Annotated in this window: 17 protein-coding genes; 4 read left to right on the top strand and 13 right to left on the bottom strand. The window is 67.9% G+C overall.

Annotated elements, in window-relative coordinates; genetic code table 11:
- Positions 1–4: 4 nt before the first annotated feature.
- Positions 5–1,171, top strand: a complete 1,167-nt coding sequence (locus ACG01O_RS18415) for a S1C family serine protease (protein WP_394386862.1) — start codon at positions 5–7, stop codon at positions 1,169–1,171.
- On the opposite strand, the gene tatC is transcribed toward ACG01O_RS18415, so the two are convergent.
- From tatC to argB, 13 genes are all read right to left on the bottom strand, one after another.
- Positions 1,159–1,962 carry a twin-arginine translocase subunit TatC gene (tatC, locus tag ACG01O_RS18410; protein ID WP_394386861.1) on the bottom strand — a complete coding sequence of 268 codons (804 nt, stop codon included), beginning with the start codon at positions 1,960–1,962 and terminating at the stop codon, positions 1,159–1,161. The genes ACG01O_RS18415 and tatC overlap by 13 nt on opposite strands.
- A gap of 117 nt (positions 1,963–2,079) precedes the next feature.
- Entirely contained in the window at positions 2,080–2,556 is a 477-nt protein-coding gene (gene tatB, locus ACG01O_RS18405) for a Sec-independent protein translocase protein TatB (RefSeq protein ID WP_394386860.1), read from the bottom strand.
- An 8-nt stretch (positions 2,557–2,564) separates the two neighbouring features.
- The gene (tatA, locus tag ACG01O_RS18400) at positions 2,565–2,798 is read right to left on the bottom strand and encodes a Sec-independent protein translocase subunit TatA (protein ID WP_394386859.1); all 234 of its coding nucleotides are present in this window, start codon (positions 2,796–2,798) and stop codon (positions 2,565–2,567) included.
- A 96-nt stretch (positions 2,799–2,894) separates the two neighbouring features.
- On the bottom strand, positions 2,895–3,242 hold the full coding sequence (locus tag ACG01O_RS18395) for a histidine triad nucleotide-binding protein (protein WP_394386858.1): 348 nt from the start codon (positions 3,240–3,242) through the stop codon (positions 2,895–2,897).
- A 12-nt stretch (positions 3,243–3,254) separates the two neighbouring features.
- On the bottom strand, positions 3,255–3,614 hold the full coding sequence (locus tag ACG01O_RS18390; protein WP_394386857.1) for a DUF4870 family protein: 360 nt from the start codon (positions 3,612–3,614) through the stop codon (positions 3,255–3,257).
- Positions 3,615–3,623: 9 nt separating this feature from the next.
- Positions 3,624–3,947 (bottom strand): phosphoribosyl-ATP diphosphatase, encoded by a 324-nt coding sequence (locus tag ACG01O_RS18385; RefSeq protein WP_394386856.1) that lies wholly within the window; start codon positions 3,945–3,947, stop codon positions 3,624–3,626.
- Positions 3,940–4,332 carry a phosphoribosyl-AMP cyclohydrolase gene (gene hisI / locus ACG01O_RS18380; protein WP_394386855.1) on the bottom strand — a complete coding sequence of 131 codons (393 nt, stop codon included), beginning with the start codon at positions 4,330–4,332 and terminating at the stop codon, positions 3,940–3,942. The genes ACG01O_RS18385 and hisI overlap by 8 nt, the downstream gene beginning before the upstream one ends.
- A gap of 5 nt (positions 4,333–4,337) precedes the next feature.
- Positions 4,338–4,784 (bottom strand): NUDIX domain-containing protein, encoded by a 447-nt coding sequence (locus ACG01O_RS18375; RefSeq protein WP_394386854.1) that lies wholly within the window; start codon positions 4,782–4,784, stop codon positions 4,338–4,340.
- Complete coding sequence (locus ACG01O_RS18370; RefSeq protein WP_394386853.1) at positions 4,777–5,706, bottom strand: ATP-binding protein; 930 nt, start codon at positions 5,704–5,706, stop codon at positions 4,777–4,779. Before ACG01O_RS18370 ends, ACG01O_RS18375 begins: the two co-directional genes overlap by 8 nt.
- 24 nt (positions 5,707–5,730) lie before the next feature.
- Positions 5,731–6,360: a nucleoid occlusion factor SlmA gene (gene slmA / locus ACG01O_RS18365; protein WP_394386852.1), complete on the bottom strand. Its 630-nt coding sequence runs from the start codon at positions 6,358–6,360 to the stop codon at positions 5,731–5,733.
- A 19-nt stretch (positions 6,361–6,379) separates the two neighbouring features.
- Positions 6,380–7,066, bottom strand: coding sequence for a response regulator (locus tag ACG01O_RS18360; protein ID WP_394386851.1), 687 nt, complete (start codon positions 7,064–7,066; stop codon positions 6,380–6,382).
- Between the two features lie 76 nt (positions 7,067–7,142).
- The gene (locus ACG01O_RS18355) at positions 7,143–7,829 is read right to left on the bottom strand and encodes a pyrimidine 5'-nucleotidase (protein WP_394386850.1); all 687 of its coding nucleotides are present in this window, start codon (positions 7,827–7,829) and stop codon (positions 7,143–7,145) included.
- Between the two features lie 40 nt (positions 7,830–7,869).
- Positions 7,870–8,772 carry an acetylglutamate kinase gene (gene argB, locus ACG01O_RS18350; RefSeq protein ID WP_394386849.1) on the bottom strand — a complete coding sequence of 301 codons (903 nt, stop codon included), beginning with the start codon at positions 8,770–8,772 and terminating at the stop codon, positions 7,870–7,872.
- Positions 8,773–8,831: 59 nt separating this feature from the next.
- On the opposite strand from argB, the gene ACG01O_RS18345 reads away from it, so the two are divergent.
- From ACG01O_RS18345 to ACG01O_RS18335, 3 genes are read left to right on the top strand one after another with little or no spacing between them, the layout of a single operon-like run.
- On the top strand, positions 8,832–9,725 hold the full coding sequence (locus tag ACG01O_RS18345) for a cation diffusion facilitator family transporter (RefSeq protein ID WP_394386848.1): 894 nt from the start codon (positions 8,832–8,834) through the stop codon (positions 9,723–9,725).
- Entirely contained in the window at positions 9,722–10,165 is a 444-nt protein-coding gene (dtd, locus tag ACG01O_RS18340) for a D-aminoacyl-tRNA deacylase (protein WP_394386847.1), read from the top strand. The genes ACG01O_RS18345 and dtd overlap by 4 nt, the downstream gene beginning before the upstream one ends.
- Positions 10,162–10,518 (top strand): cupin domain-containing protein, encoded by a 357-nt coding sequence (locus tag ACG01O_RS18335; protein WP_394386846.1) that lies wholly within the window; start codon positions 10,162–10,164, stop codon positions 10,516–10,518. The genes dtd and ACG01O_RS18335 overlap by 4 nt, the downstream gene beginning before the upstream one ends.
- Positions 10,519–10,520: the final 2 nt, after the last annotated feature.

Here is a 10,520-nt window from a genome sequence, read left to right as displayed (position 1 = left end):
GGGAGTGCTGAAGAGGCTGTGGCTGATTTTCGCGCAGGCCGTCACGGTGGTCCTGGCCGCGCTGTTCGTGGTGACAACGCTGAAGCCGCACTGGCTGGCCCGCTCTACGCCGGCGCGCGGCACCGTCGCCCAGACCGAACAGCAGATCGCCCTGCCGCCGCCCTCGCCCGCGGCGTCGGTCGTGCGCGCCGGCTTCGCCCAGGCGGCTCGCATCGCCTCCCCCGCGGTGGTCAGCATCACAGCCAGCAAGGCGCTGGAACGCGCCGACGGGCGTGACGACCCGCACTCCGGCATTCCCGGCTTCCCGTGGGCAGCCCGCAAGCCGCAGGCCGGTCTGGGCTCGGGCGTCATCATCTCGGCCGACGGCGTGCTGCTGACGAACAACCACGTGGTGGATGGCGCGTCCGACATTGAAGTCCGCCTCAGCGACGGCCGGCAGGCCCAGGCCACGCTGGTGGGCACCGACCCCGAAACGGACGTGGCCGTGCTCAAGATCTCACTGCCCCAACTGCCGGTCATTCCGCTGGGCGATGCGGCCAGCCTCGCCGTGGGCGACGCGGTGCTGGCCATCGGCAACCCGTTCAACGTGGGGCAGACGGTCACGTCCGGCATCGTGTCGGCGCTGGGGCGCAGCCAGCTGGGCATCAACACCTTCGAGAACTTCATCCAGACCGACGCGGCCATCAACCCCGGCAACTCCGGTGGCGCGCTGGTGGATGCCGACGGCCGGCTGGTGGGCCTGAACACGGCCATCTTTTCGCGCAGCGGCGGGTCGCTGGGCATCGGCTTCGCGATTCCGGTGGACGTCGCCCGTCAGGTGGCCACGGCGCTGCTCAAAGATGGTGTGGTGGCGCGCGGCTGGATCGGGGTGCAGACCCGCGAGCTCACACCGGAAATCGCCGAGGCGCTGAAGCTGGGTGACGCCAAGGGCGTGCTGGTGGGCGGCGTGGTGGCCGAGGCGCCGGCAGCCCTGGCCGGCCTGAAGCCAGGCGATGTGCTGACCCGCGTTGGCGCGCATCCGGTGGCCTCCCCCACCGAGCTGCTGGCGCGCGTGGCGGCGCTGGCGCCGCAGTCACAGGTCGAAGTGGCCGTGCAGCGCGCAGGCAAGGCGCTGACGTTTGCGGTCACGGTGGCGCAGCGCCCCCGCCCGCCGCGCCGTCAAGACGACTGACTCGGCGGCTCGGTGCCGGCGTCGTCGGGTGCGCGGGTGCTGCGCACGAAGTAGGTGGCCGCCAGCAAACCCAGCTCGTACAGCAGGCACATCGGGATCGCCAGCGCGAGCTGCGACACGATGTCCGGCGGCGTGATGACGGCAGCAATGATGAACGCCACCACGATGAAGTAGCCGCGCCATTCGCGCAGCTTCTCGACCGACACCACGCCGATGCGTGCCAGCACCACCACGATCACCGGCACCTCAAACGCCGCGCCGAAGGCGATGAACATGTTCATGACGAAGCCGAGGTAGGCCTCGATGTCGGGCGCGGCATTGATGCTCTTGGGTGCAAAGCCCTGGATGAACTTGAACACCTGGCCGAACACGAAGAAGTAGCAAAACGCCACGCCGGCGAAGAACAGCAGCGTGCTGCTCACCACCAGCGGCAGCACCAAGCGCTTCTCATGCGAGTACAGGCCCGGCGCCACAAAGGCCCAGGCCTGGTACAGCACCACGGGCAGAGCCAGCAGGAAGCCGGCCAGCATCGTGATCTTGAGCGGCACGAAGAACGGTGCGATGACGTTCGTCGCGATCATCTTGGTGCCCTCAGGCAGGCTGGCCACCAGCGGCGCGGCGAGCAGGTCGTAGAGCTGACCCGGACCGGGGTACAGGCACAGCGCACCAAAGCACACGGCCACCGCAATGATGGCGCGCAACAAGCGGTCGCGCAGTTCCATCAGGTGGGACACGAATGGCTGCTCGGTGCCGGCCAGCTCGTCAGGGTTGGGGTTCTGGAAGGAGCTCATGTCGAAATCACCTCGGGCTCCTGGCACCTCGGACGCGGCGTGGGCGGCCGCAGGCAGCACCGCACCCTTGTGCGCCCGCACCGGGCACCCGCCCCACGGGGCCTTGAACGCGGGCCATCAATATTTGGGCCGAAAGCGCGCCACGCGGGCCGCGCCGGACTGGGTGTGGCGGCGCACGCCGGCCTTTTGCTTGAACCACAGCGGCGTGGCGCCGCGCTTCAAGCGCCAGTTCTTCTTCGGATGCCGGTAGGCCGGCGGCGGCGCGATGTAGCTGGACGCCCCGCCCTCGTAGGCGCCGGCGTCGCGGGTCACATCGCTCCAGGTCTGGTTCAAGGCCTGGGTGGCCGAGTCGACCTCCTGGCGCACGCTTTGTTCCACGTCGCGTGCGGCCGTCTCGAACTGGGTCTTCATCTTCTGAAGCTCTTCCAGCTCGATGGAGCGGTTGACCTCGGCTTTCACATCCGCCACGTAGCGCTGCGCCTTGCCCAGCAAGGTGCCCACCGTGCGGGCCACGCGCGGCAGTTTCTCGGGGCCGATGACGATCAGCGCCACCGCACCGATCAGGGCGATCTTGTCGAAGCCGAAATCAAGCACTGAAGGACTTACGACTTGGTCTTGGCGTCAACGTCGACCGTGTTCGGGTCGTGGGCCTTGCTGGCCGTGACTTGCTGGGTCGGGGCGGCAGGCGCGTCGGCCGAGCCGTCTTTCATGCCGTCCTTGAAGCCCTTGACCGCAGCGCCGAGGTCGGAACCCACGTTGCGCAGCTTCTTGGTGCCAAAAATGGCGATGACGACGACCAGCACGATCAGCCAGTGCCAGATGCTGAATGAACCCATTGCTTGCTCCTTGAGGACTGGCTCAAATTCTAGGTGAGGGGCCGCGTGGCCGCTGCCATCAGGCCGTCACACGCCGGCGCTAGGTGGGGCCGCCGCTCAGCCTTTCAACCACGGGCGCGGACCGCCCATGACATGCAGATGCAAGTGATACACCTCCTGGCCGCCATCCGGGCCGGTGTTGATCACATGGCGAAACCCGTTGGTCACGCCCAGGTCCTTCATCAGCTTCGGGCCCAGCGCCACCATCTTGCCGAGCAAGGCCGCCTCGGCGTCGGTCACATCCGCCATCGAGGCAATGTGGCGCTTCGGGATGACGAGCAGGTGCACGGGCGCCCAAGGGTTGATGTCGTGGAAGGCCAGGACGTCTTCGTCCTCGAACACCTTTTTGCTCGGGATCTGCCCGGCGACGATCTTGCAGAAGATGCAGTTCGGGTCGTGTGACATGTTCGTTCTCCGTCAGACCGGCATGCGCCGGCCGTCATTCCAGTTCAGGAAACCGCGCACCAGGCGGTAGACCAGCCAGCACCAGTTCAGGCCCAGGATGACGAAGCCCACCCCGATCCAGACGGTCAGGAAGCCTAGAACGGCCCACACGAGGCTCCACCAGAAACTGCGCATCTGCCAGCGGAAGTGGCTGGCATAGAGCGTCTGCGCCGTGTCACCGTACTTCACGTGATTGACGATCACGGCAATCAGCGCCGGGAGGCCCGTGAACATGCCGACGCCATAGAGCAGGTACAGCACCAGTGTGAGCTGGCGCAGGCTCTGCAGGCGCTGGACCTCAGGCGGCATGGCATGGAATCCAGCTTCTTGCATGGCTTCCCCTCAAGCCTTGGGCCGCGCGGCGAACTCAACAAGGCCGGACAACCCTTCCCGGCGGGCCAGCTCGTTCAGCACGTCCTGCGGCGTGAGGCCGAAATGCGCCAGGGCGACCATGCTGTGGAACCACAGGTCGGCCACTTCGTAGACCACCTTTTGCGGGTCGCCATCCTTGGCGGCCATCACGGTTTCGGTGGCCTCTTCGCCCACCTTCTTCAGGATGCTGTCCAGGCCTTTGTCGAACAGTTTGGCGACGTAGCTGGTGCTCGGGTCGGCGCCCTTGCGGCTGTCGATGACCGCGCCCACGCGGCGGAGGATGTCGTCACTCATAAATCTTCTTGGGGTCTTTCAGCACCGGCTCGGCGGGGCTCCAGGCGCCGTTTTCGAGCTTCTGGAAGAAGCAGCTGTGCCGACCGGTGTGGCAGGCGATGCCAGGGTCATGGCCCAGCTGGGTGATGGTCAGCAGCACGACGTCGTTGTCGCAGTCCATGCGGATGCTGTGCACCTGCTGGAAATGGCCGCTCTCTTCGCCCTTGTGCCACAGCTTGTTCCGCGAGCGGCTGAAATACACCGCCTGGCCGCGCTCGGCCGTCAGCGCCAGGGCCTCGCGGTTCATCCACGCAAACATCAGCACGTCACCCGTGCCCTGCTCCTGGGCGATCACGGGCACCAGGCCCTTGTCGTCCCACTTCACTTCGTCCAACCAACTGCTCATGGGATTCAGTCTAGGTGAGTCGGGCCGGTGTGGCCGCGTTCGGCCGCAAACCACTGCAGCACGGGGATGGTGCCGGGCAGCACCGGCTGCACCTGAACCGGCAAATCGGACCAGGCCATCTGCTGGCCTTCCAGCATCTGGAACTCGCCGGTCCAGTCGTACACCTTGCAGAAGTTCAGCCGCACGCGGGCGTGGGGGTAGTCCATCACCAGCACCTGCCACGGGTGGGCGGCGCCGATCTCGATGCCCAACTCTTCGCGCAACTCGCGCGCGAGCGCCTGCGCCACGGTTTCACCGGGCTCCACCTTGCCGCCGGGGTATTCCCAGTAGCCGGCATACACCTTGTCAGCGGGGCGAGAGGTCAGCAGAAAACGCCCTTCCCGCCCGGCCGCGTCACACTCCACCAGCACGCCCACAGCCACTTCCACCGGCACGCGTTCGGCGTCAGACATGGTCCAGCCCCTCCGGCGCGTCATCGCCAATGCGCAGCGCGGGCGCCGACGCCTCCGGGGCAGCACGACCGGCGCGGTCGCGTGCGAACTGGAACGCCACCCGGCCCGAGCGCGAGCCGCGCTCCAGCGCCCACACCAGCGCCTCCTGGCGGTTGGCCTCGATGGCCGCCTCGCTCAGCCCGAAGTGCCGCAGCCACTGGGCCACGATGGTCAGGTATTCGTCCTGGCTGAAGGGGTAGAAGCTGATCCACAACCCGAAGCGCTCGGACAGCGAGATCTTTTCCTCGACCGCCTCCCCGGGATGGATTTCGCCGTGCTCGCCGCGCTTGCCGCTCAGGTTGTCGGCCATCTTCTCGGGCAGCAGGTGGCGGCGGTTGCTGGTGGCGTAGATCAGCACGTTCTCGCTGGCTGCAGCCACCGAGCCGTCCAGGATGCTCTTGAGCGCCTTGTAGCTGGCCTCGCCTTCGTCAAAGCTCAGGTCGTCGCAGAAAACCACGAAGCGCTCCGGGCGGCCGTGCACCTGCTCGATCAGGTCCGGCAGGTCCACCAGATCGGCCTTGTCCACTTCAATCAGCCGCAGGCCCTGGCCTGCAAACTCGTTGAGCACCGCCTTGATCAGCGAACTCTTGCCCGTGCCCTTGGCGCCCGTCAGCAGCACGTTGTTGGCCGGGCGGCCAGCCACGAACTGGGCGGTGTTGCGCAGCAGCTTGGCCTTTTGCGGCTCCACTTCCTTCAGGTCCGCCAGGGCGATGCGGCTCACCGCCCGCACTGGCTCCAGGCACAACGCACCATGACGGCGGCGCGCCCGAAACGCCACGGAGGCGGTCCAATCCGGCGCCGCCGGCGGGGCGGGCAATACCGCCTCCAGGCGGCTCAACAAGCCCTCGGCTCGGGCGATCAGGGATTCAAGCGCAGCAGACATCGCCGCAGTTTAGGCGGCGCGACCTCAGCCAATGCTGCGCAGCGACGCCTCCAACTGCTCGGTCGGCAGCCGCTTGAAGCCCGAGCGCGCGTAGCGCTGCAGCCGGCCCATGATGAAGCTGACCCACACCGAGGCCTGCACCTGGGCCTGCACGGTGGGCGTGAGCGCCCCCTGCGCCTCGGCGGCCGCGCGCAGCACCTGGCGCAGCGACGACTCGATGCGGTCGAAGAACTGGTTGATGCGGGCGGTGAGCCGCTCGTGCTCGTACACCAGCGCGTCGCCCACCATCACACGGGTCAGGCCCGGGTTCTTCTCGCCGAACTGCAGCACCACGCTGGCAATGCGGCCCGCCTTGCCCGGTGGGGGCAGCGGGTGTGGCGTGTCGACGATGCCGTTGACCAGCCCGAACACGCTGCTTTCGATGAACTCGATCAGCGCCTCGAACATCTGCGCCTTGCTGGCGAAGTGGCGGTACAGCGCCGCCTCGCTCAGGTCCAGCCGGGCGGCCAAGGCGGCGGTGGTGATGCGCTCGGCACCGGGCTCCTGCAGCATGGCGGCCAGCACCTGCAGGATCTGCGCGCGCCGCTCGCCGGGCTTCAGGCGCTTGCGGGGCGCCGGGGCTGCAGCGTCTGCGGAGGGCGTTGCCGAGTCCATGCGCCGCGCGGGTGAAGACTCAGTCGCGCAGCCAGCCGAGGCGGCGGGCCTCGTAGATGGCTTCGACCTTGGAGCGCACATGCAGCTTGCGGTACACGCGCTTCACATAGGTCATGACGGTGTGGGGCGAGACCTGCATGAACTGCGCGATCTCGTCGAAGGTGAAGCCCTTGGCCGCCAGGTGCAGCACGCGCGACTCCTGCTCGGACAAGGCCACCACTTCCTCGTCGGCCATCGCCGCGGCCATGGCTTCCGGCGACGGGCCGGTGCTGCTTTGCGCGCCCGGGGCCAGGCGCACCAGCAGGCGCCGGGCGATGACGGGGCTGATGGGGCTGCCGCCGGCGCGCAGCGAGCGCAACTGGCCGGGCAGGTCCAGCGCCAGGCTGTCTTTGAGCAGGTAGCCGGTGGCGCCGGCTTCGATGCTGGCCACCACGTGCTGCTCGTCGCCGAACACGGAAATCACCATCACCTCGCACTGCGGCCGCGTCTGGGCGGCGTGGCGGATGAGCTCGATGCCGCTGCCCCCGGGCAGGTCCAGGTCCACCAGCAGCACGTCAGGCAGGAACTGGTCGAACATGCGGCGCCCCTGGGGCAGGTCGGGCGCGATGCCCAGCAGTTCGATGTCGGGCAGGCTGCCCAGCGCGTGGGTGAATGCCTCCCGGAAACGGGCTTGGTCTTCGACGATCAGGACCGAGAACGGGGTCATGGGTGTGGCAGGCGGTTCAAGCGGCGGACTGCGTATTGTCTGCCAGCCCTGAGAACCTCAGCCCCGCCCACCTCCTTCAGAAATGGGGAGACCTCACCAGTTCAGCCAGCGACGCGACGCGGCGACTCACGTAGGCGGGGCGGCGCGCCAGCCGATCGCGGCCCGCACGGCGCAGCCATCGCTGCATCCACACGGTCTTCATCCCCAGGCCGTGTGCGGTTTTCTGGTGGATGAGCGTGTCTTCCACCAGCACACAGCGGGTGGGCGAGACCTTCAGCCGCGCCAGCACCATGCGGAACATGCGCGCATCGGGCTTGGGGCGTGACTGGCCGAAGCAGGCCATGTCTTCGATGCAGATCAGCCCCTCGAACACGCTCGACAGGCCAATCGCGGCCAGCACACGCTCGGCGTAGGCCAGCGGCGCGTTGGTCATCAGGAACTTGCGGCCCGGCAGCTGACGCAGCGCAGCCAGGTCGTGCGGGTGGCCGTGCAGGTGCGCGTCCAACCCCGGCAGCCGGTGGGTTTCGTGCAGGAAATGTGCGGGCTTGATGCCGTGGTGGCGCTGCAGGCCGGTCAGCGTGGCGCCGTAGCGCAACCAGTAGCGGTGGCGCAGCGCCACGGCGGCCTCGGTGGAGAGGCCCAGGTGCGTTTCGATGTAGGCCGTCATGCTCGCGTTCAGCGCTGCAAACGCCTGGTGCGAGGCGTTGTGCAGCGTGTCGTCGAGGTCAAACAGCCAAACCCGGTCGCGGCGATTCACTCGCATGCAGCCCCTTCGGCCGGCGCTGCCGCGCGCATCACCGGCCTCATCGAGACGAAATCATCGTTCCGTACGCCTGGTCGCTCAGCACCTCCAGCAACATGGCGTGGGGTACGCGGCCGTCGATGATGTGCACGGCGTTCACGCCGCTCTTGGCCGCGTCGATAGCGCCGGCGATCTTGGGGATCATGCCGCCGCTGATGGTTCCGTCGGCCACCAACTCGTCGATGCGGCGGGGCGTCAGCTCGGTCAGCAGTTCGCCCTGCTTGTCCAGCACGCCGCGAATGTTGGTCAGCATCAGCAGCTTCTCGGCTTGCAGCACGGTGGCCAGCTTGGCGGCCACCACGTCGGCGTTGATGTTGTAGCTCTCGTTCTTCTCGCCGAAGCCGATGGGGCTGACGACCGGAATGAACTGGTCGTCCTGCAGGGCCTTCACCACGCTGGGGTCGATGGAGACGATGTCGCCGACCTGGCCGATGTCGTGTTCCTTGGCGGGGTCGTCCTTGTCGACCATGCGCAGCTGCTTGGCGCGGATCATGCCGCCGTCACGGCCGGTCAGGCCCACGGCCTTGCCGCCAGCGGCGTTGATCAGGCCGACGATGTCTTGCTGCACCTCACCGGCCAGCACCCATTCGACGACGCTCATGGTCTCGGCGTCGGTCACGCGCATGCCCTGGATGAAGTGGCCCTTCTTGCCCAGCTTGTTCAGCGCGTCTTCGATCTGCGGGCCGCCGCCGTGCACCACCACCGGGTTCAGGCCCACCAGCTTGAGCAGCACCACGTCTTCGGCGAAGGCCTGCTGCAGCTCGGGGTCGGTCATGGCGTTGCCGCCGTACTTGATGACGATGGTCTTGCCGTGGAACTTGCGGATGTACGGCAGGGCTTGCGACAGGATCTCCGCCTTCTCGCGCGGGGCGATGTGGGCGACGTCGGTGGTGTGGGTGGTCATGCGTGGGCTCCGGAGATGGCCGGCATTCTAGGAACACCCCGCTTGGCGACAATCGCGCCATGCAAGCCAGCGCCTATCTCAAACTCTCGGTGGCCACCGCCATCGTGACCATCGTCCTCAAGACCGGTGCCTGGTGGTGGACCGGCTCCGTCAGCCTGGCGGCCGATGCCCTGGAATCGCTGGTCAACCTGGCCGGCGCGGTGTTCGCATTGGCGATGGTGACACTCGCCGCCCAGCCGCCGGACGCCGAACACCCCTACGGCCACCACAAGGCGGAGTACTTCTCCAGCGGCTTCGAGGGCATCCTGATCATTGCCGCGGCGCTCGGCATCCTGTGGGGCGCGGCGGACCGCTGGCGCCACCCCGAGCCCTTGCACGACGTGGGCCTGGGCGTGGCGCTGGCCATCGTCAGCTCGGCCATCAACGGCGGGCTGGCCTGGGCCATGCTGCGCAAAGCGCGCGAGGTGCGGTCCGTCGCCCTCGAAGGCGACGCCCGGCACCTGATCACCGACGTCTGGACGTCCGCCGGCGTGGTGCTGGGCCTGCTGGGCGTGCTGGCCACCGGCTGGGACTGGCTGGACCCGCTGCTCGCCGTGGTGGTGGCGCTGAACATCCTGCGCGAGGGTGTGCACCTGATGCGTGAATCCACCAGCGGCCTCATGGACGAAGCGCTGGACGCCGAATCGTTGGCGCAGGTGCACGCCGTGCTGGACGACTTCCGCCACCCCACCGCCGTGCGCTTTGATCACGTGACCAGCCGGGTCGCCGGCCAGCGCCGCTTCGTGGACATGCACATGCACATGCCGGCCAGCTGGACGCTGGGCCGTGCCGCCGCGCTGCGCACCTCGGTCGAACAGGCCTTGATGAGCGCCGTGCCCGGCCTGCGCGCCAGCATCCAGTTGCTGCCCATGGATGTGGAAGCCCATTTCGACGATCCGAAGGACCTGCTGTGATCGCCGTACTGCAGCGCGTGAAACAAGCCCGCGTGGAGGTGGGTGGAGCCGTCGTGGGCGACGTGGGCGCCGGCTTTCTGATGCTGGTGTGCGCGGAGCCCACCGACACCGAAGCGGTGGCCGAAAAGCTGATTGCCAAAGTGCTCAAGCTGCGCGTGTTCAGCGACGACGCCGGCAAGATGAACCGCAGCCTGCAGGACGTGGGCGGCGGGCTGCTCATCGTCAGCCAGTTCACGCTGGCGGCCGACACCTCGGGCGGCAACCGGCCCAGCTTCACCGGCGCAGCCCCGGCCGAGCTGGGGCGTCGGCTTTATGAACACACGCTGGCGGTGGCCCGCCGCCAGCACCCGGTGGTGGCCTGTGGCGAGTTCGGGGCCGACATGCAGGTGCATCTCATCAACGACGGCCCCGTCACCATTCCGATGCGGATGAACGCATGACGCCGAAGATCGTCCTCATCGATTCGACCGACGGCCTCGCGCCTGTGCATGACCAGCCCCGCGAGGACCGCCGCATCAGCGGCGCCCCGCAGCGCAAGACCTGGACGCTGCACGAGGCCGGCCCCATGAGCGCCGGCATCTGGGCCTGCGAGGTGGGCCGCTGGCGCATCGTGTTTCCGCCCGGCCGGCAGGAGTACTTCCATGTGCTGGAAGGCCGGGTGCGGCTGCACGGGCCGGCCGGCGCGGTGGACATCGGCCCGGGCCAGGGCGGGGTCATCCCGCCGGGCTTCGAGGGCGAGTTCGAGGTGCTGGCGCCGGTGCGCAAGCACTTCGTGTTCGTGGACGTGGGCTGAGC

Source organism: Pelomonas baiyunensis (assembly GCF_043555935.1).
GTDB lineage: Bacteria > Pseudomonadota > Gammaproteobacteria > Burkholderiales > Burkholderiaceae_C > Pelomonas > Pelomonas baiyunensis.
The sequence above is the reverse complement of the archived record's forward strand: the minus strand, read 5'-3'. Positions and strand labels throughout refer to the sequence as shown.